We start from the raw sequence: 22,500 nt of genomic DNA, 5'->3' as shown, positions 1-22,500 counted from the left end.
GGGATGCCTCTACGTGAACGTCTCTTCGGTGCTTCTGTTGCCACTGTGGTCCCCACTACTTTTTGGTGGGGATCACTCTGGCAACTTCCTTTCACACCGTCGAGACGGTGCTGGGGACACGCTTACGATTCTGAAGCGTTTTTTGATACTTGACCCGCATAGATTTCTCCATAATTGAAAGCTCACTTCATCGGGAAGAAGTGAGGTGGGTCGAGATTAATTGACAGCATTCTCCTTTAGCCTGTTCACAACCAATTTTCACCAAAACCTAATCCAATTCTTATAAAAAAAGCGCCGAAGAGGCGCTTTGAAATTGGAGAGATCGGCTTAGTTTCTCAATCTACGCCGACGAGCAGACCATCCGCTTTCAGGCGTGAGCAAAACGTCTTCAATTCGACAGCGTTGCGCTGGCATGCTTGCCGTAGCACAGCGGTCTGCGCGGCAAAGTCCGTCCAGTAATGGTGATGCAGACGCCGGATCTGAGCGACCGCCGCCTCGTTCTTGCCTTGGAACGCCAGCGCCAGCGCATATCGCTGGACAGTGGCTGGCGCTGGATAAAACTGCGCAGCACGCTGCTCGCCCCCTTCCAGCGATGCGGCCGTTTCTTGATTGACTGAGGCGTTCATGGCCGAAATGAGCGTGGCATACGGTGCGAGCAACATAGGGCCACTGCCCTGCGCTTTCGCGAGTTGCTTGACCGCCCCTTCTTGCGCGAAGTACAGCCGTTCGAGCACGCGGTAGTCAGCCCAAAGGCGCACCAGAAGCACCACGCCACAAATCACGACAACGCCTGAAAGTGTCCACACGACGGGTCCGGATGGCAGGCGCAGTTGCCGATGGTCCAGATAGCCCAACACAAAGGCAAACGGGAAAAGAAAGAAGACGTAGTGGAGCGGATATTCGAGTAGCGAATGCACCATCAGCACCGCAACCACTGCGCCCAGAAATACCGTCTCCGGTTGCTGCAACCGCTTGCGCACATCCAGCGCCCACCACGCGAGCGGAGCAAACACCGCCGCCAAGCCCACCACACCCGCCTTGGCGAGCAGATCGAGCACGATGTTGTGTGCGTTCAACGACATCTCGACCTGACCAACCGTGTCGGTTTGCACGAACTGGTTCCACGCGTAGTCGCCCCAACCGCCGCCCAGCCAGGGATGCGCCAGGAACATGTGCCATGCGTGTTTCCACAGCAAGGGCCTGAGGCCGGCGCCCTCCTGCATGCGCTGCCCCATTGAGCCGGGAAGATCGAGCGTCCAGGCTGCGTTGGCAAACGAAATGGCCCAGTTCCAACCCTGGTATGCCACCACGAGCAGCAGCAGCGGCCCGACCAGGGCAACAAGCCTGACCGGCCAGGCACGGCCCTTTGCCTCCACTGCCAGCGGAATGCCGGCCAACGCCCCGATCACCGCGATGTGCACCCACGTCACACGCGAGAACGTCAACGCCATGCCGATCAACAGCATCTGCACGACGACCATCAGAAGCGCAAGCCACTTCCTGTGCCGATGGCCCAAAAACAGGCACGCGGCCAGCCCGAACGCCAGGTACGTGCCGACGTGGTTCGGCTGATTCAGGTTGCCCCACATGCGCCGCGCTGTGCCCGTGGGATTGATCGAGAAAAAATCGCCAGGCAGGTTCGGCACGCGAAACAGTTGCAGCAGCTCGATCGCGACCGTGAGCAAACCGCCGACGATGACGGCAACCGCAATGACCGTCAGCACGCCAGGAACGTCTCGGCATCGTGCGCCCAACCCGCAGATGGCGGCGGCCGCAAGTAGCGCGGCAATGGCACCGAACGAGAAGAACGGATTCAGCGGTGGCGCAATCGCCAATTGCAGGAGCAGTACGACAATCAGCGCGAGCGGCGCCAGGGCGACTGTTGGGAGGTGGGTTTTCTGGTTCCAGGTGCCGCCTAGCGTAGCCACTGCAAAGGCGATCCAGCAGACGGCCGCGGCAAACTCGGAATAGAACGTGGGGATGGGGTAGGTGTGTGGCGCCACCAGGAACGGGACGGACCAGCACGCGGCGACGGCAATCCAGGTCAACGGCGTCGGAGAAGAAGATCGCGGCATGGGAAGGTAGCGAACAACAAAAAAGCGCCCGAAGGCGCTCTTGTGGGGCGAGGTAGTGTAGCTGAATTCAGCGGCGCTGGACCCCAAACCGGCTTGGCAAACTGCATACTCACGCTATCCTAAGCAGCCAAGTCAAATGTTAGTGAAAGAGTGCAGGCTGATGTTCAGTTGCGTGCACGGCCGTTCCACGGCTTACAGCAACTCACCCGGAAAGCAAAAGCGCTCCCCATTTTGAGGAGCGCTTCCATTAAAAGCGGCCTCTAAATTACTGCCACTTGGCGACTTCCGTGGTACACGGTGCACCCGTCGTTGTGCTCGTGACCGCCCAAGTCACAACATTACTCCCTGCAGTGGCGGCTGGCGTAAATGTAATGGTCTTGCCGTTGCCACAGGAACCGATATTCTGAAGCGTCACAACAAGAGCCCCCGTCGCAGCGGTGAGCGCATAGCCTGAAATTTCGTTCGTGTTAGTCGGCGCTGCGGTAAGACCCAATCCGCCCGCGGTTTGCGCCCCCGTCCAATTACTTGCCGTAAGCGCCGACAGGTCGCCGCCGTTAAATTGGGCGTATTCGGCCACCGCAGTCTTCAGCGGCTCGACCGCTCCGACCACCTTCGACAAGCGGGCACGGATTGTGTAGTCTTGATACTGAGGAATCGCAATTGCTGCCAAAATACCGATAATCGCGACCACGATCATTAGCTCGATCAGCGTGAAGCCTTTTTGTGCACGCTTGATCCCGATATGTGCTTTTTTCATTATGAGTAACCCTATTTTTTCGGATAGAAAAATATGCTATGCACGCTTTAGTTGCATCGCGAAAAAACTCTTTTTTCCGAAAATCTCACCCCAAAAACCAAAGATTTACAGCGGTGGACCACGCAAAATCGAGAGTCTTCCGAGATGAGCTCAAAATACTCACTTTGCTTTTATCATCCACAAAAAACGGAAGCGCCCTTGAAAGGGCGCCTCTCATCAAATTACACCCACTTGGCAATTTCCGTGGTGCACGGTGCCGTAGTAGCGCTTGTCGTCACGGTCCATTTCATGACGTTGCTCCCGGCGGTGGCGGCCGGCGTAAAGGTAATCGTCTTGCCATTGCCACAGGAACCGATGTTCTGAAGCGTCACGACAATGGCCCCGGTCGCAGCGGTGAGGGCATAACCCGAGATTTCGTTCGTGGTGGTCGGTGCTGCGGTGAGGCCCAATCCACCCGCGGTTTGCCCCCCAGTCCAATTGCTGGCCGTAAGCGCCGACAGGTCACCACCGTTAAATTGGGAGTACTCAGCCACTGCCGTCTTCAGGGGCTCGACTGCTCCCGTCACCTTCGCCAAGCGAGCGCGAATCGTGTAGTCCTGATATTGCGGAATAGCGATGGCAGCCAAAATACCAATGATCGCCACCACGATCATCAGTTCAATCAGCGTGAAGCCCTTCTGGACACGCTTCGTCATACGACGCATCGATTTCATAACATCCCCCGGATTGTTTGGTTAAAGGTGCAGCGGGGAAGGTAGAGCATGGACCATGCCAAGCCGAAAACCTGCATTTGTCAGAGAAAAACTGACACGCTGCGCAGGAGCACCCGCCGTCCGGATGACATTTCGTGACACGAATTGACAAGTTTTGTCAACTCAGCGACCTCACCGCCGTTTGTCTCGGGCGCGTCGAGCTTACGCCTGACGTAGCGCGCGCCGACCAAGCCACCAGCCCACCAGCAACACCACGAGCGCCCCCACACACCCCATCACCACATCCGCATACGGCACTACCCGCTCAAACCAGACCGCATCAATGGGGTCGGTGACGACCATGTCGCCACCAAGGTACCCAAGCAGCGCTGCCCCAAGCGTGATGATGACCGGAAAGCGCGCCATGAGCCCTACCAACAGCGTGCTGCCGAACACGATCAGCGGCACCGATAATCCCAGCCCGAGCACCAGCAGCAGAAACGTCGTGCCCAGCGGCCCCTTCTCTGCCGCGGCAGCAACGGCGACGACGTTGTCGAGCGACATCACGAAGTCAGCAATCAGGATGGTTTGGATGGCGGGCCACAGGCCGGCGCGCTGGTAGTGATCAGCGGCTTCCTCCTCCGCTTCGGTGAGCAGCTTCACGCCGATGTAGACGAGCAGCACCGCACCAACGGTTTTCAGGTACGGCAGCGCAAGCAGCTGGATAGCCAGCACCGTCAGCACGATGCGCAGGGCGATGGCACCGGCACTCCCCCAGAAGATGGCCTGCTTCTGCTGGCGCTTGGGCAAGTTGCGCGCGGCCAGGGCGATGACGACCGCGTTGTCGCCCGACAGCACGACGTTGGTCAGGATGATGGAGCCGAGTGCGAACCAGAATGCGCTGGAGGTGAGCGCCATGGTGTTTCCGAAGAGATGCGCGTTAGATGGAATGCGGTGAACCAGGGAATACTGTGAGCCGGTTGCAGTGGCGCTGATACACATGTCGTGCCCGGCTCGCACACGCGGGCCGGATCCTGCGGCGCACCAACAAAAACGGGAGGCCTGGCCTCCCGTTCTCGCACAACCTCAAACCTAGCTGATTACAGCAGCGACTTCAGCAGTCGGCCCATTTCAGACGGGTTCTTGGTGGTCTTGATGCCGCACTCTTCCATGATGTCCAGCTTGGCTTGTGCGGTGTCGGCACCGCCCGAGATCAGCGCGCCGGCGTGGCCCATGCGCTTGCCCGGAGGCGCGGTCACGCCAGCGATGAAGCCCACCACCGGCTTCTTCATGTTGTCCTTGATCCAGTAAGCCGCGTTGGCTTCGTCCGGACCGCCGATCTCACCGATCATGACCACGGCGTCCGTTTCCGGATCGTCGTTGAACATCTTCATGATATCGATGTGCTTCAGGCCGTTGATCGGGTCGCCGCCGATACCGACTGCCGACGATTGGCCCAGGCCCAGCGCGGTCAGCTGGCCCACGGCTTCATACGTCAGCGTGCCCGAGCGCGACACCACGCCGATGCGGCCCTTGCGGTGGATGTGGCCCGGCATGATGCCGATCTTGATTTCGTCCGGCGTGATCAGGCCCGGGCAGTTCGGGCCCAGCAGCAGCGTCTTGCTGCCGGCCTTACGCATCTTGTCCTTGACCATCATCATGTCGCGCACGGGGATGCCTTCGGTGATGCAGACCACCAGATCCAGCTCGGCCTCAACGGCTTCCCAGATGGCGTCAGCGGCGCCTGCGGGCGGCACGTAGATCACCGACACGGTCGCGCCGGTCTGTGCCTTGGCGTCCTTGACGGTTGCGTAGATGGGAATGCCTTCGAAGTCTTCGCCGGCCTTCTTCGGGTTCACGCCGGCGACGAAGCAGTTCTTGCCGTTGGCGTAGTCGCGGCAGCCGCGGGTGTGGAACTGACCGGTCTTGCCGGTGATCCCCTGGGTGATGACCTTGGTGTCTTTGTTGATCAGAATCGACATGCTGTAATCCTTGTATGCAGCGAGCCGCGCCGCCATGTTCAACGGGCGCCGCTCGCGTTCGCGTAGGGTTGGGTCAGCGGGCGGCTTACTTGCCGGCGGCTGCGGCCACGACCTTCTGGGCGGCCTCTTCCATCGTGTCAGCGGCGATGATGGGCAGACCCGAGTCCGCCAGCATCTTCTTGCCGAGGTCTTCGTTGGTACCCTTCATGCGCACGACCAGCGGCACCGACAGCGACACAGCCTTCGCCGCAGCGATCACGCCTTCGGCGATCACGTCGCAACGCATGATGCCGCCGAAGATGTTGACCAGGATGGCCTTCACGTCCGGGTTCTTGAGCATCAGCTTGAAGGCTTCGGTCACCTTCTCGGTGGTGGCACCGCCGCCCACGTCGAGGAAGTTGGCCGGCTCGCCACCGAACAGCTTGATGGTGTCCATCGTGGCCATGGCCAGGCCGGCGCCGTTCACCAGACAGCCGATGTTGCCATCCAGCGAGATGTAGGCCAGGTCGAACTTCGAGGCTTCGATTTCAGCCGGGTCTTCTTCATCCAGATCGCGGTAAGCCACGATTTCCGGGTGACGGAACATCGCGTTCGAGTCGAAGTTGAACTTGGCGTCCAGTGCGATGACCTTGCCGTCGCCGGTCAGGATCAGCGGGTTGATTTCAGCCTGCGAAGCGTCGGTTTCCCAGAATGCCTTGTACAGGCCTTGCAGGGCTTGGCGGGCTTGCGCGATCGAAGCATCCGGCACGCCGATCTTGCGGGCGATGTCGTCAGCCTGAGCGTCTTGCAGGCCAGCTTGCGGATCGATCAGCAGCGTGTGGATCTTTTCCGGGTGCTTTTCGGCGACTTCTTCGATGTCCATGCCGCCTTCGCTCGAGGCCATCAGCGCCACTTGCTGCGACACACGGTCCACCACCAGCGACACGTACAGTTCCTTCTTGATGTCCGCGCCTTCTTCGATCAGCAGGCGCTTGACCAGCTTGCCTTCCGGACCGGTCTGGTGCGTCACCAGCGTCATACCCAGGATGCTGCTGGCGTAGGTGTTGACCTCTTCGATGCTCTTGGCAACCTTCACGCCGCCGCCCTTGCCGCGGCCGCCCGCATGAATCTGCGCCTTCACGACCCACACCGGGCCGCCCAGATCTTCAGCGGCCTTCAGAGCCTCGGCCACCGAGAAGGCCGGGATGCCGCGCGGAACCGGCACATTGTATTTGCGCAGGATTTCCTTGCCTTGGTACTCATGGATATTCATGCGTGTTTCCTTTGCTAGGCAGAGTGAGTGTGATGAATGTTAAGTGCGAAAAAAACGCGCGAGCGACGCAGCCCGTCAGGACGACGGCTCAGACGACGGCTCGGTGACTGGCGGTAGGATCTTGGCTTCGGGCTGGTTTTTGGGCTGATACGCAAACCAGCGCGGATAATGCTTGCGGACCACCTCGCCCTCGAAATGCAGGGCATGGCAGCCGTGGAGTTGGTAAGGCGGCGTTTCGCCGGGCTCGATCGGCCGATGGTCGTCGGAGTTGTCGCGCACCGGAAAGACATCGCCCGCGAAGGCTTGGATGGCGGCGGTCGGCAGCACGCCGCACAGCTCGGTCAGGTGCGTACAGCCGGCCACGCCGCCGAGTCTCTCACGCGAGGCCTTTCGGAAACCCTTCATCAGGTTCAGGCCGATGAGCTTGCGGTAGGCCGGGCCGATCGTGTCGCAGTGCGTGGGGTATGGCACCCAGTCGGAGCACGCTTCGGCGTCGACGACGTTCATGCGGGTGTCGATGGTCACGCGCAGCCACAAGTCATGCAGCGGCTGGCCTTCGGGGCGCACGCCGCCGCTAGCCAGGGGGATGTCGCGTGGTTTGGTGTCGGTCAGGCGCGCTTCGATGTCCCACAATCCGTCTTCCCGCAAATAGGCATCCACCGTGATGGCACGGCGGTGGCGCATGACGCGCGGGACAGGAGCAGACAAAGGCATGGACCAGACAGACCGATAGGACCGATGGAGGCAGGGGCGCGCGGATCTCGCGCATCTCCTGCGGGACGCATGCGCCGGCGCATCAGCCGCCACATACGAACGCAACCGCCGTAACCGAAGGTGAAGACGGTATCAAAGCCGTGGATTTTAACACGTCGTCACGACGTGACCGGGCTACATGCTGCAATGCGGTGCGAGAAAGGTTGCAACAACCGCCGCGGGTGCAACCCGTCACATCTGCACGCAAACGGATTGTCTGTGCAAATTGTTGCAAGATCGCCGACGTTCAGATCGATTCGTCACTGTCGCCCAGCAACTCATCTGCGCCGGAAATAATGCGCGACACCACCGAGCGCGAGAACCCGCGCGCCATCATGTATCGCACCTGCTTGGCCCGCTCGGCCAGATCGGTGGGCGGACGGCCGAAGCGCTTCTCCCACAAGGCCTTGGCGCGCGATGCCTCGCTGCTCTGCAACTGGGCCTTGACCTCGCCCAGCGTCTCCTCGCCAAGCTGGTGCGTTTTCAGTTCCTGCATCAGACGGGCGGTCCCGTATCGTCCCGCGCGGCGGTGCACCACGCTTTCAGCGAAACGGGTATTGGACAACCAGTTCTCGCGCTCCAGCCAGTCCAGTAACGCATCGACTTCTTCCGCAGACTCGGCATGCGGAGCCAGCTTGCGGCGCAATTCGACACGGCTATGCTCGCGCCGGGACAGATAGCCCAGCGCACGCGCCTTCAGCGATAACGGTTGACGCGGCAACGGCATGCGATCGCCCCAAAGAAAAAACGCCCGCCGTTGGGGGACGGCAGGCGTATGAAGCTCGATAGAGCCGCCGATCTGCGCCGACGGCCAACCCAATTACTCTTCGCCGACTTCCTCGGCCACCGCGATGGCGTCCATCGGCGTCACGCCCAGGACTTCGCGGACCTTGTTCTCGATCTCGCGGGCCAGGTCCGGATTCTCGCGCAGGTATTCGCGGCAGTTGTCGCGGCCTTGGCCGATGCGCTCGCCGCCGTAGCTGTACCAGGCACCGGACTTTTCCACCACCTTGGCTTCCACGCCCAGGTCGATGATCTCGCCCTCGCGCGATACACCTTGGCCATACAGGATGTCGAAGATGGCCTCGCGGAACGGGGGCGCCACCTTGTTCTTCACGACCTTGACCTTGGTTTCGTTGCCGACCACGTCGTCGCCCTTCTTGATCGAGCCGATACGGCGGATATCCAAACGCACCGAAGCGTAGAACTTGAGCGCGTTGCCACCCGTGGTGGTTTCCGGCGAACCGAACATCACGCCGATCTTCATGCGGATTTGGTTGATGAAGATGACCATGCAATTGGTCTTCTTGATGGTGCCGGTCAGCTTGCGCAGCGCCTGGCTCATCAGGCGCGCCTGCAGACCGGGCAGCGCATCGCCCATTTCACCTTCGATTTCAGCCTTCGGCACCAGGGCAGCCACCGAGTCGATGACGATCAGGTCGACCGAACCCGAGCGCACCAGCGCGTCGGCAATTTCCAGAGCTTGTTCACCGGTGTCCGGCTGGGAGATCAGCAGGTCAGGGACGCTCACGCCGATCTTGTCAGCGTAAGTGACATCCAGCGCATGTTCGGCGTCGATGAACGCGCAGGTGCCGCCCAGCTTCTGCATCTCGGCCACCACCTGCAGCGTCAGCGTGGTTTTACCCGACGATTCCGGACCGTAGATTTCGATCACGCGGCCGCGCGGCAGGCCACCGACGCCCAGGGCGACATCCAGCCCCAGCGAACCGGTCGACACGACCTGGACCGGCTCCACTTCGGCATCGCCCATCTTCATGATGGAGCCCTTGCCGAACTGTTTTTCGATCTGCGCGAGCGCGGCAGCCAGCGCCTTCTGCTTTTCTGCGCTCATCGTGGCTGCCTTCTTGCCGTCTTCCATGGTCGTCCTTCGTGCAAATTGGTGTATAAATGGGCCGCAAGGGCTTGCGATTCCAGCGGTTGTCTGCAACAACGGGCCGCGGGGTAATCGCTTTGATACGGCCCAATTCCATGACTTTAGCGCCGCCAAGACTACAGCACCGCGAATTCGGAGTACTGTATAAAAAACCAGTGGTTTTGACAAGTCTCCAATACGAGTGTCGCGCGAAAACAATGTAGCGGGCGGGGTGGGCAAGACACCTTGCCCGGCATCGCGGGGAGACACGCATGCGCATCCTGATTGCCGAAGACGACGCCACGCTGGCCGACGGGTTGACCCGTTCGCTGCGCCAGGCGGGCTATGCCGTTGACCGGGCCGCTGACGGCGCCGCCGCCGATGCGGCGCTGTCCGCCCAGACGGCCCAAACCTATGACCTGCTGATCCTCGACGTGGGCCTGCCGCGCATGTCGGGGCTGGAGGTGCTCAAGCGCCTGCGCTCGCGCGGGGCCATGCTGCCGGTGCTGATCCTGACCGCCGCCGACAGCGTTGAAGAACGCGTCAAGGGCCTGGATCTGGGCGCCGATGATTACATGGCCAAACCGTTCGCTCTGTCCGAGCTGGAGGCCCGCGTGCGGGCCCTGGTGCGGCGTGGCACGGGCGGCGGCGCCACGCTCGTCCGGCATGGACCGCTGGCGTTCGACCAGGTCGGGCGCATTGCCTATATCCACGACCAGGTGGTGGAACTATCCGCGCGCGAGATCGGGCTGCTGGAAATTCTGCTCGCGCGCGTGGGCCGACTGGTGTCGAAGGAGCAACTCGTCGACCACCTGTGCGGCTGGGGCGAGGAAGTGAGCAACAACGCCATCGAGGTGTACATCCACCGGCTGCGCAAGAAGATCGAGGTGGAAGGCATCCGCATCGCGACGGTGCGCGGGCTGGGCTACTGCCTGGAGCGCACCACCACCCCGACGGCCAGCGCGAACACCTCCGCGACCACCGCCCATGGCTGACAGGTTGGCCTGGCCGTGGCGCCGCCACCGCGCATCGCTGGCCGGTTCATCCGATACGGCACCGCAGGCTGGCGGGGCCGATAACGACAGCGACCTCGCCGATACCCTCCCCCACCTGGAAGACGACGCCACCCGGCCCGTTGCCCGATCCCTCTTCGGCGAGATTCTCGACTGGATGCTCGCGCCGCTGCTGCTGCTCTGGCCGATGAGCATTGCGGTGACGTACCTGGTGGCCAAGTCGATAGCGAATGCGCCGTACGACCGCGCGCTGGAATCAAGCGCCATCGTGCTCAGCCAGCAATTGCGCGAGGTGAACGGGCGCGTGACGCTGCAGTTGCCGATCTCGGCGCGCGAGATCCTGCGCGCGGACGAGACCGACAACATCTATTACCAGGTGCTCGGCACGAATGGCGAGTTCGTCTCCGGCGACCGCGACTTGCCGCTGCCGCCCGAGGAAGACGCCAGTGCCGGGAGCCTCGTGCAGCTGCGCGACGACCACATCCACGGCGCGGAAATCCGTGTCGCCTATACGTTTGTGCAGCAGCCAGGTGCCCGACCCGCGCTTGTGCAGGTGGCCGAGACGCTGGACAAGCGCGCACAGCTCGCCAACGAAATCATCAAGGGCGTGATCCTGCCGCAGTTCGTGATCCTGCCGCTGGCGGTGATCCTGGTGTGGTTCGGGCTCACGCGCGGGCTGGCGCCGCTCAATGCGATTCAGGAGCGCATCCGCGCGCGCAACCCGGGCGACACCAGCCCCATCGACGAAGGCGCCGCGCCGCAGGAACTGACACCGCTGGTGGCGTCGTTCAACGATCTGCTCGGGCGGCTGGAGCAATCGGTGCAGACGCAGAAACGCTTCATCGCAGACGCCGCGCATCAGATGAAGACGCCGCTGGCTGGCCTGCGCATGCAGGCTGAGCTGGCGCAGCGCGAGCAATCGCCCGATGAGCTGCGCCGCACGCTCGCGCATATCGCCGACAGCTCGGACCGCACCGCGCACCTCGTCAAGCAGTTGCTCTCGCTCGCGCGCATGGAAAACATGGGTGCCACCGATGGCATGGTGCCGCTCGATATCTGCGCGCTCTCGCGCCAGGTGGTAGCCGACTGGCTGCCCAAGGCGTGGGCCAAGCAGATCGACCTCGGCTTCGAAGAGCCCGGCGCACCGGTCATGACCTCCGGCAACGCCACGATGCTCGCCGAGATGCTCAACAACCTGCTCGATAACGCGATCCGCTACACGCCCGACGGCGGCCGTGTCACCGTGCGCGTAACCACTGCGCCGTTCGAGCCGTTCGTGTTCATCGACGTGGACGACACCGGCCCCGGCATCCCCGTGGCCGAACGTGAACGCGTGATGCAGCGCTTCTATCGCATTCTCGGCACGCAGGCAGAGGGCAGCGGGCTGGGCCTGGCCATCGTGCGCGAGATCGTGCAGCAGCACGGCGGCGACATCGAGGTGCTCGACAACGTCTACCAAGCATCGCCGCGATTGGCGGGCGCGCGCTTTCGCATCACGCTGCACCGCGGTTCACCCGGCGAGGAGCCCGCCGCATGAGCATCACACCGGGCACCCCCGCACGCCGCCGATGGCTCACCAACATGCGCTGGATCGCGGCGCTGCTGGTCGTGTGGTTTGTGGTGACGTTCGTGGTGGCGTTCTTCGCACGCGACCTCTCGTTGCGTTTTTTCGACTGGAACTTCGCTTACTGGGTCGGCGCTCAGGGCGCGCCCATCGTCTACGTGCTGATTACGGTGCTCTACGCGTGGCGCACGAATCGGGCCGCCGATGCTGCATCGCAGGATGCCGATGCGCCGCAAGCCGACGCCTACGAGCCCCCTCCGCCCCCTTCCATTTGATGCGCTGAAGCACGGTTTTGCGCTGCCACGCGGCGTGCACATCTTCGTGTATACCCCGATGAAAATGCCTTGTTGACGAGGCATCCGTGTCAGAACGCAGTAAGTTTCGGTTTCCACAATCGCTCACAATTCCGCGGGCGAATTGCTTTGCGTTGTCATGTCCATGCCCAGCGGGACGACCTACGAAAACAGGAGACAACATGGCAACCGTGCAGAGTGCACCGAACGCGCCCACAGGCCGCGTCCAGCCCGCGCCCATGACGAAGGAGGAGAAGAAGGTCATCTTCGCCTCGTCGCTGGGAACGGTGTTCGAGTGGTACGACTTCTATCTCTACGGCTCGCTTGCGGCCATCATCGCCAAGCAGTTCTTCTCGGGCCTGGATCCGACGGCCGGCTTCATCTTTGCATTGCTGGCATTCGCGGCGGGCTTTCTGGTACGTCCGTTCGGCGCGCTGGTGTTCGGGCGCCTGGGCGACATGATCGGGCGCAAGTACACGTTCCTGGTGACCATCGTGATCATGGGCACGTCGACCTTCATCGTCGGCCTTCTGCCCTCGTATGGCACGATCGGCGTGGCCGCACCGGTCATCCTGATCGCGCTGCGCCTGCTGCAGGGCCTGGCACTCGGCGGTGAGTACGGCGGCGCTGCCACGTATGTCGCCGAGCATGCCCCGCACGGCCGTCGCGGTGCGTATACGTCGTGGATCCAGACCACCGCCACGCTCGGCCTGTTCCTCTCGCTGATCGTCATCCTGGTGGTGCGCGAGCTGACCGGCAAGTCGTTTGACGACTGGGGCTGGCGTATCCCGTTCCTGGTGTCGATTCTGCTGCTGGCCACATCGGTCTACATCCGCCTTTCGATGAGCGAATCGCCGGCGTTCCAGAAGATGAAGGCCGAAGGCAAAACCTCCAAGGCCCCGCTGACGGAAGCCTTCGGCCAATGGCGCAACCTGAAGATCGTGATCCTGGCGCTGATCGGCCTGACCGCCGGCCAGGCAGTGGTCTGGTACACGGGCCAGTTCTACGCGCTGTTCTTCCTCACGCAGGTGCTGAAGGTCGACGCGTTCACGGCCAACGTGCTGATTGCGGTGGCGCTGGCCATCGGCACGCCGTTCTTCGTGTTCTTCGGCTCGCTGTCGGACCGCATCGGCCGCAAGTGGATCATCCTGGCCGGCTGCCTGCTGGCGGTGCTGACGTACTTCCCGCTGTTCAAGGCGCTCACGCACTACGCCAACCCGGCGCTGGAGCGTGCCCAGCAAACGGCGCAGATCGTCGTCAAGGCCGATCCGAAGGAATGCTCGTTCCAGGGCAGCCCGATCGCGCGCGAAGTGGATTTCCGCTCGTCGTGCGATATCGCCAAGCGCACGCTGGCGCAATCGTCGGCCAGCTATGAGTCGGAAGACGCCCCCGCAGGCACCGTCGCCACGGTGACGATCGCCGGCAAGGAAATCGCCTCGCTCAACGCCAGCCGCACGGCCGACGGCCAAAGCTTCGACGCCGACAGCAAGACCAAGATCGCCGACTTCAAGAAGCAGGTGGCCGAGTCGCTCAAGGCAGCCAACTACCCGACCAAGGCTGATCCGGCCCAGATGAACACGGTCATGGTGCTGGTGATCCTGGTGATTCTGGTGATCTACGTGACCATGGTCTACGGCCCGATCGCGGCGATGCTGGTGGAGATGTTCCCGACGCGCATCCGGTACTCGTCGATGTCGCTGCCGTATCACATCGGCAACGGCTGGTTCGGGGGCTTGCTGCCGACCATCTCGTTCGCCCTGGTGGCCCAGAACGGCAATATCTATCACGGGTTGTGGTACCCGATCTGGATCGCGGCCATTACCTTCGTGATCGGGGCGCTGTTCGTCCGCGAAACCAAGGACGTGGATATTTATCGCAATGATTGACGAAGGGGGTTGACACATCCTCAGAAAACGGTAGAATCCCGCTTCTTCGGCGAATTAGCTCAGTCGGTTAGAGCGACGGAATCATAATCCGCAGGTCCGGGGTTCGAGTCCCTGATTCGCCACCAAATACCAAAAAGCCCTGCTTCGGCAGGGCTTTTTGCTTTTCTGGCCACCGCGCTGGCGGCCCCGCTTGGGGTTATGCAACAGCCTCGGTTGGCGCTGGCACCATCGCTGCAATACCCAGCACCCAATCCGTCGTCAACGCCGGCTGCGTCACCGGCAGCATGTGGCCGCCGTCGATGATGCGCAGGTTCGCGCGGTCAAGCTTCTGCTTGAGCGCCTCGCCCTGGCGCTTGACGTTCAGGATGCGGTCGCCGCGGCCGTACAGCACGTCGACCGGCACCGTCATCGAGGCATAGCGGCGCTCCATGTCAGGCAGGTCTTCCGGCGCGGAAACGAGATCGGTCGATGCCGCATAGAAGACGTGCGGACGCAGCCCCAGCAAGCCGCCGCCCCTGAACGGGAAATCCTTCGGCATCGACTCGGGCGCAAAGACCACGTCGGTGGCCTTGCGCGCATTGATGATCGACATGGGGATCGCGAGCGTCCACGACACCAGCTTGCGCATCAGCGGCGACGGCAGCACCAGCCCCTTGAATGCACCGGGCGATGTGCTCTCGAGGTGCGTGAGCGGCGCAATCAATGCGAGGCGGCGAATCACCTGCGGGTGATTCAACCCCACGGCCAGCGCAATCGCCCCGCCCAGCGAGTGCCCCACCAGCACCGGCTTGTCCAAGCCTAGTTTCTGGATGCACTGGGCGACCATGCGCGCCTGTGCGTAGATATTGGCCGTCGAATCCGCACCCCGCACCGAACGCCCTGCCCCGGGGCGATCGATCACGATCACGCGGTGCGATTGCGCCAGCCGCTGCAGATCCATGTAGGCGAAGTTGCGCAGGTTGCCGCACAGGCCATGTACGAACACGATGGCCGGGCCCGCGCCTCGATCGGTGTAGTGCACACGGTCTCCACCGACATCGACGAACTTGCCTTCGGGCGGAAACCCCTTGGTGACGCGACGCGCGATGAAGAACGTGAATGCGACAGGTGCCAAGACGGCAAGCGCGATAACGCCAAGAACGATGCTGGTCATGATGCTCCCGATGCGGGTGGCGGTTAGGCGGGTTGTGCGGCGCCGATCGGCTGCGCACGGCGCTCGAACTGCATGGCGCTGTCGGCAAGCGACCCGAACTTGAGCATCATCAGGTCGCGCGCGTAGTTCTGGTGCGACTTCCACGGCTGCTTGTCGCCCTGCTTGGGCAGGATGGCCGCGGCCCGCTGGATGTAGCCGGAGCTCAGGTCGACGGCGGGTTCGCGCGCCATGGCGTCGTCGTCGAGACGCGGCACGCAGGTATCGAAACCGTTGGACTGCATGTGGTTGAGCAACCGGCACACATACTGCGCGATCAGCTCTGCCTTGAGCGTCCAGGAGGCATTCGTATAGCCGAACGACGACGCCAGGTTCGGCACGCCGCTGTACATCATGCCCTTGTACGACACGGTGTCCGCTAGGTTCACCGGGCGGCCGTCGATGGTGATCGACGTCCCACCCAGCACCTTCAGCTTGAGCCCCGTGGCTGTAACGACGACGTCCGCAGCAAGATGCTCGCCGCCCTTAAGCTGCAGGCCGGTGGGCGTGAAGCGCTCGATTTCGTCGGTGGCGATGGAGGCCTTGCCCGAGCGAATGGTCTTGAACAGATCGCCGTCGGGCACCAGGCACAGGCGCTGGTCCCACGGGTTGTAGCGCGGCGTGAGGTGCTTGCGCACATCAAACCCGGGCCCGATCTGCTTGCCCGCCATGCTGATGATGAAGTTCTTGAAGGCCTTCGGCTTGCGGCGTGCGAGGTTGTAGAAGTACATCGTCAGCAGCACGTTCTTCGTGCGCACCAGCCGGTGCGCCAGCCCCGCAGGCAGCCACTTGCGCAAGCGGTTGGCGACGGCATCCTGCTCCGGCCGCGACACGATGTAGGTAGGCGAGCGCTGCAGCATCGTCACGTGCTGCGCGGTGTCGGCCATTGCAGGCACGAGCGTGACGGCCGTCGCGCCGCTGCCGATCACCACCACGCGCTTGCCGGCGTACGACAGATCCTGCGGCCAATGCTGCGGATGCACGATGCGGCCCTGGAACTCGTCCATCTCGGGCCACGTGGGGGCGTGGCCTTCTTCGTAGTCGTAGTAGCCGCTGCACATGTAGAGGAACTTGCAGGTGAACTGCACCGGCTCGTCGCGCGTGCCGTCGCTGCGCAGCGCCTGCACGGTCCAGCGCGCGGCGGCGGAATCCCAGCTTGCGCCCGTCACCTTGTGGCGAAAGCGGATTGTCTTGTCGATGCCGAACACGCGCGCCGTGTCACGGATGTAATCGAGAATGGTCTGGCCATCGGAGATGGCCTTGTTGCTGTGCCACGGGCGAAAGCTGTAGCCGAGCGTGAACATGTCGGAATCCGAGCGGATGCCGGGATAGCGGAACAAGTCCCACGTGCCGCCGATCGTCTCGCGCCCCTCCAGGATGGCGAAGCGTGCGGACGGGCAGCGCTCGCGCAGGTGATAGGCGGCGCCCACGCCGGATAGCCCCGCCCCCACGATCAGCACATCGAAATCGGTGTCCGGCGCGCTTGCGCGGTGGCGCGGCGCTTGTGCGCTGGCGCTTCGCTCGATCGTGGTGTCCATGCGGTCTCCTCGTTGGCAACCGGCGACGCAGCCCAGCGATGCAGCCCGGCAACTGTCGCCTTAAATGTGGTGTGATTCGTCACCACTTTAATTTTCCCGCGTCCTGACGTCAAATAGCGGAATGGAGAAAACATTTGAAACGGCCAACGCACCGGCCAAACGAGGCCGCCCATACGGCGGTGTGGCGCCAGAAGCACGTGATGCGGAACGCCGCGACGCGCTGATCCGGGCCGGCACGTGCGTCTTCGGCACGGTGGGATTCCGCAAAGCCACCGTGCGGGCGATCTGCCAGGAGGCGAAGCTCAACGACCGGTATTTCTACGCCGCATTCGACAGCACCGAAGCGCTCCTGCGCGCCACCTACCAGCAACATGCCGAAGACCTGCGCGCACAGGTCGGGCAAGCGACCGCTGCGGCAGACAGCACCCTGGAAGCACGCGTCGACGCCGGCCTGCACGCGTTCTTCACGTTCCTGCGCGACCCGTGCGCGGCGCGTGTTCTGCTGCTGGAAGTGATGGGCGTGAGCCCCGAAACGGACGCGACCTACCAGCGCAACCTGCTGGAGTTCGGCAGGCAGATCATGGCGAACGCGCAACCGCCCGGCGCACCGGAGGTCGACGACGCCGACCTGCGCGCCGATCAGCGCATCATCGGCCTTGCACTCGTGGGCGCCATGACCAACGTGGGGGCCGCGTGGTTGCTGACAGGGTACCGGGACCCCGAAGAAAAAATGGTGCGCAATTGCCGGCAGGTGCTGCTCGGCACGTTGCGCACCATGATGGGCGCTTAGGCGCAGCCTTCACCTGCGTGCCGTATCGTTATCATCGTGGACACACGATCCGCCACGCTCATGACTGCACCCCACCCGCTGTCCATCGGCATTGCCGGTGCCGGTAACGCCGGCCTGGCCGCCGCCATTGCGTTTGCCCGCGAGGGGCATGACGTGCACGTCTTCGAAAAGCATCCGCAACTGACCGCCGTGGGCGCGGGCCTGCTGATCCAGCCGCAGGGGATCCGTGCGCTCGAAGCGCTCGGCGTGGGCCGTGAGCTGGAAGGCATCGGCGCACCGATCGACCGGCTGATCGGCCTGAGCCATCGCGGCTGGCGCCTGCTCGACATCGACTACGCCGATACCCCTGGCCGGGCGGTCACTCGGCATGCCCTGTCGTCAATGCTCTACAACGCCGCTCTGCACGCGGGCGCGACATTCCACTTCGGCTGCGGCATCGCGCAACTGCATCGCGACGGCCCGCGCGCACGCGTCACCCATGCGCGCGGTGAATCGACCTTCGACCTGTTCGCGATTGCCGACGGCGCAGCCTCCGCGCTGCGCGAGCCGGCTGGTCTGGCTGGGCCGTCAAGCACATACCGCTGGGGCACGCTGTGGTTCCAGGGATGGGTCGACGGCTGGAACGCGCGCGTGCTGCAGCAGCGCTTTCGCGGCACACGCGAAATGATGGGCCTGCTGCCCACCCAGGTGGATGGCACCCGCACGCGGCTCTCGATGTTCTGGAGCCTGCGCAGCGATGCCGTCGATACCTGGCGCCAGACCGATATCACGCATTGGAAAGCCCACGTGCTGAGCCTCTGGCCGCAAGCCGCGCCCATCGTCGAGCAGATCCGCGCGCACGACGACCTGCCCTTCGCGTTCTATCGCCACACATGGCCGCGCGCACTGGCCAAGCCGCCCTACTGCGTCATCGGCGACGCCGCGCATGCGATGAGCCCGCAACTCGGCCTGGGGACCACGCTGGCCGCACAAGATGCCCTGGCACTGGCATCGTGCGTACAAGCCCACGGCCCAGTGGATGGCGCCCTTGCCTACCACGCTCGGCGGCTGCGCACCGTGCAGGCCTACCAGACGCTCAGCCGCGCACTCACGCCATGTTTCTAGGCGCGGTATGGTGGCTGGATGCGCGACGTCGTGTTCACGGCCGGCTTGCGCATCCCCGGCGTCACCTGGCTCATGAAACGCAGCCTGGCGGAACCGCCTGCGCGCGATGCCGCATTCGCCCCAGCCCCCGTCAGCGAGACAACAGACGGCTCGCTTACACGTCCAGAATGACCAGCGTGCCCGCGCTGCCCGCATCCACACTGTGCGGCACCCCGGCCGGCACCACGTAGAGCTCGCCACGCGAGACCGTCACCGCGGCATCGTGAATGCGCAGACGCAGCCCCCCCTCGATCACCAGCAGGCCCTCGGCGTAGTCATGCACCTCATCCGGATACGCCGTGCCATCCATGCGCAGCACCTTGAAATTGCCGCCGCCAAGCCGCTCCACCACGCAGGACGACCACGCATTCGGAAGCGCTTCGGCAACAGCATTGAGATTGACAAGCGGCACACCGGCCTCGGCTGAAAAATAAGAGGCGTCGAGCATACCAGCCGATGAAAAAGCACCAAGGGCGACACCGCATGTGCTGCAGTGTCGCCCTCGTTATGCGGGTCCGTGCTTAGCGGGCGTACGACAATGCGTCATCGTCCATCAATGCGCTGTTGTCATCCGCCGGCTTCAGGTGGTCCAGCCGGTAGCCGTGCTTGTACACCGCCACCAGGCGCACCTCGTTCACCGGCTCGATGTTCAGCTTCATGCGGATGCGCGAGACGTGGCTGTCGATCGTGCGGGTGTACTCCGACGAGTTGCGGCCCCACACCTGCCCGAAGATGTGGTCGCGCGACAGCGTGCGGCCCACGTTCGAGAACAGCAGCAGTGCGAGCTGGAATTCAATACCCGTCAGCGTGACAGGCTCGCCGTGCAGCGTGACCTGCTGGCGCTGCGGGTTGAAGTGGTACGGGCCCACGTCGAATGGCAGGCGGCCGTACGGAATCGGGTACGCACGGCGCAGCAGCGCATCGACCCGCGCGCGCAGCTCGGGAATGCGGAACGGCTTGGCAATGTAGTCGTCGGCGCCTTGCGTCAGCGCACGCACAAGGCTCTTCTCACCCTCTTCGGCCGTGACGAAGAGAATCGGCAACACGTCCTTGTGGCGGCTGCGCACCACGCTCAGCACGTCGATGCCGAGCATGCCCGGCGTATGCCAGTCGAGGATCAGCATGTCATATGAAGAGCGGCCCAGCATGCGCAGCAGGGTAGCGCCGTCGGTATAGGTGACCACGTCGTGGCCGGCCTGGGAAAGAATCTGGACAATGACTTCGCTCTGGAAGGGATCGTCTTCAAGTAAGGCGATTCGCATGTTCGGTTCCGTGAAAGTTGCTCACATGCCTGCCGGGATGGCGCGGGCACCGGTTGGCCCCGATCGGTCGCGCTTTAACGCGATCCGTTGCATGTGTTACGTGTCTGCAATTTTCATGGCGAGGTTTGCCACGAACCATGAGAAGAGTCCTAATTTGTGAAGTCCCTTGAAACGCCGCAATCCGTATGCTCTCGGCGGAAAACGGCAAAAAAAAAACCCGGACAACGAGGTCCGGGCTGCGGTGTTTCTCACAACGTGACGGGATCAGAAACACCCAAGGGTCGCGTATGCCGGACACATCGCAGTGCACCGGGGGGACGCACTGCAACGCTTCACGGGGGGTACGTCAAGGAGGGAACGACGTATTTGTCCGGCACACGTGGGCGCATGATGCCGTGCGATCGGCACAGCCGGATCAGTCGTGACAACATTTGACGCCCAACGTAGTGCGACACCTCAGGCGGGATCGGCGTTCTCAAGTTCCTGGCGAACGGACTCCGTCAGCATGTCGATGAGCAAGCGAACGCGCTTGGGCACAAAGCGCGCGGACGGCGTGACGAGGTTGATCGGCTCGCCGCTGGTGGCATAGTCGGGCAGTACGCGCACGAGACGCGGCAGCGGCGCATTGGCACGCGCCACGGCACTCGCGTATAGCGGCAGCGGACCGATGCCGGCGCCGGAGGCGATCAGCGTTTCCAGGTAGATAAGGCTGTCGGCGTTCAGGCGCGCGCGCGCAGCCACGGTCTTCAGGCCATCGGGGCCGACCAGGCGCCATTGCGTCTCACCGCGGCCGGTGCCGCGAAAGTCGAGGCAGCAGTGGCCCGCAAGATCGTGCACGGTCTCCGGCACGCCACTGCGCTGCAGGTACTCCGGTGACGCGAACAGGCCGATACGCAGCACGCCCAGCGGCCGCGCCACCAGCGAGCTGTCGGCCAGGCGTCCGACACGCACCGCCAGATCGAAGCCCTCCTGCACGAGATCGACATTGCGCGGCGTGAGCACCACGTCCAGGTCGATCTCCGGGTATTGCTGCATGAAGCGTGCAGCCACCGGCGCCACCAACAAACGTCCCACGTCTTCCGAGGACGTGATCCGCACTTTGCCGCGCGGCAAGTCCTGCAACTCGCCCGCGCACGTCGTGGCGCGCTCGATGTCTTCCAGTGCATGCGACGCCACTTGATACAAGCTCTGGCCCGCGTCGGTCAGATGCAGCGTGCGCGTGGTGCGCTGTAACAGGCGTACGTTCAAATCCTGTTCCAGGGCGGCAATGCCCCGGCTGACGGACGATTTGGGCAAATCCAGTCGCGTTGCCGCCGCTGTGAAGCTCCCCGCTTCGACAACGCGCACGAACAGCGCCAGTTGGTTCAGATCCACGTGGTTTCCTCCTCTGATCGTTGTGCCTGCCGGTCTCTGTTTGGAATTGTCCCGCCGCGAGCAACATTTTTTCCCACCATAACCGACTAGTGCAAAAGGGGCAACCACCCTACATTGTGGGTATGACAAATCCCGAATTTCAGGAGAAGCACATGGAAACCCTCGTGCAATCGCAAGCGAATGAAGTGCAGCGCGCTCGTCGCGTGGAGCGCATCGTGACCGGCCGGCCCACGTCGGACGGCGCGGGCGTGAAGCTCACCCGCGTGCTGACCAACAACCTGCAGCGCCGGCTCGACCCGTTTCTGATGCTCGACGCGTTCCGCAGCGATGATCCGAACGACTATCTGGCCGGCTTCCCCGATCACCCGCACCGCGGCTTTGAAACGGTGACGTACATGATCGCGGGCCGCATGCGCCACCGCGACAGCGCCGGCCACGAAGGCCTGCTGCAGCACGGCGGCGTGCAGTGGATGACGGCCGGCAGCGGCGTCGTGCATTCGGAGATGCCCGAACAGGAAGACGGCGTGATGGAAGGCTTCCAGCTCTGGCTGAACCTGCCCGCCAGCGACAAGATGACGACGCCGTGGTACCGCGACATCCCGTCGGAAGAGATTCCCGAGTTCACGACGGAAGACGGCGTGGCGGTGCGCGTGATCGCCGGTGCATCGCAAGGCGTGCAAGGCGCGATGACGCGTGAGGCCACGCAACCGCTGTACCTCGACATCACGTTGCCGGCCGGGGCATCGTTCGCGCAATCGCTGCCGGAAAAGCACAACGCGTTTGTCTACGTGTTCCGCGGCAGCGCGCAGGTGGGCGATGCCGAAGCACCGGGCAACGCAGGCCTGCAACGCGTGGATGACAAGCAGATGGCCATCCTCGCCAACACGGAAGGCAGCGACGGCGTGGTCATCCGCGCGGGGGATGCAGAGACCCGCGTGCTGCTGGTGGCGGGCAAGCCGCTGAACGAGTCGATCGCGCAATACGGCCCGTTTGTGATGAACACGCAGGAAGAGATCTTCCAGGCTGTGCGTGACTTCCAGGCTGGCAAGTTCGCTTAAAGCCTA

Annotated in this window: 20 protein-coding genes, 1 tRNA gene and 1 pseudogene; 8 read left to right on the top strand and 14 right to left on the bottom strand. The window is 63.1% G+C overall.

Going from position 1 to position 22,500, the window contains the following annotated elements:
* Positions 1-335: 335 nt before the first annotated feature.
* From NG900_RS03860 to recA, 9 genes are all read right to left on the bottom strand, one after another.
* Complete coding sequence (locus tag NG900_RS03860) at positions 336-2,075, bottom strand: PglL family O-oligosaccharyltransferase (protein ID WP_252676854.1); 1,740 nt, start codon at positions 2,073-2,075, stop codon at positions 336-338.
* Positions 2,076-2,340: 265 nt separating this feature from the next.
* Positions 2,341-2,832: a pilin gene (locus NG900_RS26575; protein ID WP_289813624.1), complete on the bottom strand. Its 492-nt coding sequence runs from the start codon at positions 2,830-2,832 to the stop codon at positions 2,341-2,343.
* Between the two features lie 221 nt (positions 2,833-3,053).
* Positions 3,054-3,527, bottom strand: coding sequence for a pilin (locus tag NG900_RS03845; protein WP_289813623.1), 474 nt, complete (start codon positions 3,525-3,527; stop codon positions 3,054-3,056).
* Positions 3,528-3,746: 219 nt separating this feature from the next.
* Positions 3,747-4,442 (bottom strand): TerC family protein, encoded by a 696-nt coding sequence (locus NG900_RS03835; protein WP_252676852.1) that lies wholly within the window; start codon positions 4,440-4,442, stop codon positions 3,747-3,749.
* 182 nt (positions 4,443-4,624) lie between these two features.
* Positions 4,625-5,506 carry a succinate--CoA ligase subunit alpha gene (gene sucD, locus NG900_RS03830; protein WP_252676850.1) on the bottom strand — a complete coding sequence of 294 codons (882 nt, stop codon included), beginning with the start codon at positions 5,504-5,506 and terminating at the stop codon, positions 4,625-4,627.
* 85 nt (positions 5,507-5,591) lie between these two features.
* Complete coding sequence (gene sucC, locus NG900_RS03825; protein ID WP_252676848.1) at positions 5,592-6,758, bottom strand: ADP-forming succinate--CoA ligase subunit beta; 1,167 nt, start codon at positions 6,756-6,758, stop codon at positions 5,592-5,594.
* A 75-nt stretch (positions 6,759-6,833) separates the two neighbouring features.
* Positions 6,834-7,472: a DUF2889 domain-containing protein gene (locus NG900_RS03820; RefSeq protein ID WP_252676846.1), complete on the bottom strand. Its 639-nt coding sequence runs from the start codon at positions 7,470-7,472 to the stop codon at positions 6,834-6,836.
* Positions 7,473-7,758: 286 nt separating this feature from the next.
* On the bottom strand, positions 7,759-8,238 hold the full coding sequence (gene recX / locus NG900_RS03815) for a recombination regulator RecX (RefSeq protein ID WP_252676929.1): 480 nt from the start codon (positions 8,236-8,238) through the stop codon (positions 7,759-7,761).
* A 93-nt stretch (positions 8,239-8,331) separates the two neighbouring features.
* Entirely contained in the window at positions 8,332-9,390 is a 1,059-nt protein-coding gene (gene recA, locus NG900_RS03810) for a recombinase RecA (RefSeq protein ID WP_252676844.1), read from the bottom strand.
* A gap of 266 nt (positions 9,391-9,656) precedes the next feature.
* Between recA and NG900_RS03805 the strand changes: the two genes are divergently transcribed.
* From NG900_RS03805 to NG900_RS03785, 5 genes are all read left to right on the top strand, one after another.
* On the top strand, positions 9,657-10,379 hold the full coding sequence (locus tag NG900_RS03805; RefSeq protein WP_252676843.1) for a response regulator: 723 nt from the start codon (positions 9,657-9,659) through the stop codon (positions 10,377-10,379).
* On the top strand, positions 10,372-11,934 hold the full coding sequence (locus tag NG900_RS03800) for a sensor histidine kinase (RefSeq protein ID WP_252676841.1): 1,563 nt from the start codon (positions 10,372-10,374) through the stop codon (positions 11,932-11,934). The genes NG900_RS03805 and NG900_RS03800 overlap by 8 nt, the downstream gene beginning before the upstream one ends.
* Positions 11,931-12,236 (top strand): sodium/substrate symporter small subunit, encoded by a 306-nt coding sequence (locus NG900_RS03795; RefSeq protein WP_252676839.1) that lies wholly within the window; start codon positions 11,931-11,933, stop codon positions 12,234-12,236. Before NG900_RS03800 ends, NG900_RS03795 begins: the two co-directional genes overlap by 4 nt.
* A gap of 200 nt (positions 12,237-12,436) precedes the next feature.
* Positions 12,437-14,140: an MFS transporter gene (locus NG900_RS03790; protein ID WP_252676837.1), complete on the top strand. Its 1,704-nt coding sequence runs from the start codon at positions 12,437-12,439 to the stop codon at positions 14,138-14,140.
* A gap of 48 nt (positions 14,141-14,188) precedes the next feature.
* Positions 14,189-14,265: transfer RNA gene (locus NG900_RS03785), tRNA-Met, on the top strand.
* A gap of 71 nt (positions 14,266-14,336) precedes the next feature.
* Here NG900_RS03785 and NG900_RS03780 read toward each other — a convergent pair.
* Together NG900_RS03780 and NG900_RS03775 are read right to left on the bottom strand one after the other, a co-directional pair.
* Positions 14,337-15,293, bottom strand: coding sequence for an alpha/beta fold hydrolase (locus NG900_RS03780; protein ID WP_252676835.1), 957 nt, complete (start codon positions 15,291-15,293; stop codon positions 14,337-14,339).
* Between the two features lie 23 nt (positions 15,294-15,316).
* Positions 15,317-16,867, bottom strand: a complete 1,551-nt coding sequence (locus NG900_RS03775; RefSeq protein ID WP_252676833.1) for a flavin-containing monooxygenase — start codon at positions 16,865-16,867, stop codon at positions 15,317-15,319.
* A gap of 121 nt (positions 16,868-16,988) precedes the next feature.
* Between NG900_RS03775 and NG900_RS03770 the strand changes: the two genes are divergently transcribed.
* Both NG900_RS03770 and NG900_RS03765 read left to right on the top strand, forming a co-directional pair.
* Entirely contained in the window at positions 16,989-17,657 is a 669-nt protein-coding gene (locus NG900_RS03770; RefSeq protein WP_252676832.1) for a TetR/AcrR family transcriptional regulator, read from the top strand.
* A 60-nt stretch (positions 17,658-17,717) separates the two neighbouring features.
* Positions 17,718-18,932: pseudogene (locus NG900_RS03765) on the top strand (FAD-dependent oxidoreductase).
* Here the strand turns inward: NG900_RS03765 and NG900_RS03760 are convergent.
* From NG900_RS03760 to NG900_RS03750, 3 genes are all read right to left on the bottom strand, one after another.
* A complete protein-coding gene (locus tag NG900_RS03760; protein WP_252676828.1) occupies positions 18,916-19,248 on the bottom strand; it encodes a cupin domain-containing protein in 333 nt (110 codons plus the stop codon). The pseudogene NG900_RS03765 and the gene NG900_RS03760 sit on opposite strands and share 17 nt — an antisense overlap.
* Positions 19,249-19,321: 73 nt before the next feature.
* Positions 19,322-20,062, bottom strand: coding sequence for a response regulator transcription factor (locus tag NG900_RS03755; RefSeq protein ID WP_252676826.1), 741 nt, complete (start codon positions 20,060-20,062; stop codon positions 19,322-19,324).
* A 456-nt stretch (positions 20,063-20,518) separates the two neighbouring features.
* Complete coding sequence (locus NG900_RS03750) at positions 20,519-21,436, bottom strand: LysR family transcriptional regulator (protein ID WP_252676824.1); 918 nt, start codon at positions 21,434-21,436, stop codon at positions 20,519-20,521.
* Between the two features lie 152 nt (positions 21,437-21,588).
* On the opposite strand from NG900_RS03750, the gene NG900_RS03745 reads away from it, so the two are divergent.
* Positions 21,589-22,494: a pirin family protein gene (locus tag NG900_RS03745; RefSeq protein WP_252676822.1), complete on the top strand. Its 906-nt coding sequence runs from the start codon at positions 21,589-21,591 to the stop codon at positions 22,492-22,494.
* The last annotated feature ends 6 nt before the right edge of the window (positions 22,495-22,500 follow it).

The sequence above is a fragment of the Ralstonia soli genome (genome assembly GCF_023955655.1).
GTDB classification, from domain to species: Bacteria; Pseudomonadota; Gammaproteobacteria; order Burkholderiales; family Burkholderiaceae; genus Ralstonia; species Ralstonia soli.
The sequence above is the reverse complement of the archived record's forward strand: the minus strand, read 5'-3'. Positions and strand labels throughout refer to the sequence as shown.

What these genes read in the sequence shown, in the direction of transcription:
- NG900_RS03860 (WP_252676854.1), bottom strand. Translation starts at nt 2,075, where the DNA reads ATGCCGCGATCTTCTTCTCCGACGCCGTTGACCTGGATTGCCGTCGCC.
- NG900_RS26575 (WP_289813624.1), bottom strand. Translation starts at nt 2,832, where the DNA reads ATGAAAAAAGCACATATCGGGATCAAGCGTGCACAAAAAGGCTTCACG.
- NG900_RS03845 (WP_289813623.1), bottom strand. Translation starts at nt 3,527, where the DNA reads ATGACGAAGCGTGTCCAGAAGGGCTTCACGCTGATTGAACTGATGATC.
- NG900_RS03835 (WP_252676852.1), bottom strand. Translation starts at nt 4,442, where the DNA reads ATGGCGCTCACCTCCAGCGCATTCTGGTTCGCACTCGGCTCCATCATC.
- sucD (WP_252676850.1), bottom strand. Translation starts at nt 5,506, where the DNA reads ATGTCGATTCTGATCAACAAAGACACCAAGGTCATCACCCAGGGGATC.
- sucC (WP_252676848.1), bottom strand. Translation starts at nt 6,758, where the DNA reads ATGAATATCCATGAGTACCAAGGCAAGGAAATCCTGCGCAAATACAAT.
- NG900_RS03820 (WP_252676846.1), bottom strand. Translation starts at nt 7,472, where the DNA reads ATGCCTTTGTCTGCTCCTGTCCCGCGCGTCATGCGCCACCGCCGTGCC.
- recX (WP_252676929.1), bottom strand. Translation starts at nt 8,238, where the DNA reads ATGCCGTTGCCGCGTCAACCGTTATCGCTGAAGGCGCGTGCGCTGGGC.
- recA (WP_252676844.1), bottom strand. Translation starts at nt 9,390, where the DNA reads ATGGAAGACGGCAAGAAGGCAGCCACGATGAGCGCAGAAAAGCAGAAG.
- NG900_RS03805 (WP_252676843.1), top strand. Translation starts at nt 9,657, where the DNA reads ATGCGCATCCTGATTGCCGAAGACGACGCCACGCTGGCCGACGGGTTG.
- NG900_RS03800 (WP_252676841.1), top strand. Translation starts at nt 10,372, where the DNA reads ATGGCTGACAGGTTGGCCTGGCCGTGGCGCCGCCACCGCGCATCGCTG.
- NG900_RS03795 (WP_252676839.1), top strand. Translation starts at nt 11,931, where the DNA reads ATGAGCATCACACCGGGCACCCCCGCACGCCGCCGATGGCTCACCAAC.
- NG900_RS03790 (WP_252676837.1), top strand. Translation starts at nt 12,437, where the DNA reads ATGGCAACCGTGCAGAGTGCACCGAACGCGCCCACAGGCCGCGTCCAG.
- NG900_RS03780 (WP_252676835.1), bottom strand. Translation starts at nt 15,293, where the DNA reads ATGACCAGCATCGTTCTTGGCGTTATCGCGCTTGCCGTCTTGGCACCT.
- NG900_RS03775 (WP_252676833.1), bottom strand. Translation starts at nt 16,867, where the DNA reads ATGGACACCACGATCGAGCGAAGCGCCAGCGCACAAGCGCCGCGCCAC.
- NG900_RS03770 (WP_252676832.1), top strand. Translation starts at nt 16,989, where the DNA reads ATGGAGAAAACATTTGAAACGGCCAACGCACCGGCCAAACGAGGCCGC.
- NG900_RS03760 (WP_252676828.1), bottom strand. Translation starts at nt 19,248, where the DNA reads ATGCTCGACGCCTCTTATTTTTCAGCCGAGGCCGGTGTGCCGCTTGTC.
- NG900_RS03755 (WP_252676826.1), bottom strand. Translation starts at nt 20,062, where the DNA reads ATGCGAATCGCCTTACTTGAAGACGATCCCTTCCAGAGCGAAGTCATT.
- NG900_RS03745 (WP_252676822.1), top strand. Translation starts at nt 21,589, where the DNA reads ATGGAAACCCTCGTGCAATCGCAAGCGAATGAAGTGCAGCGCGCTCGT.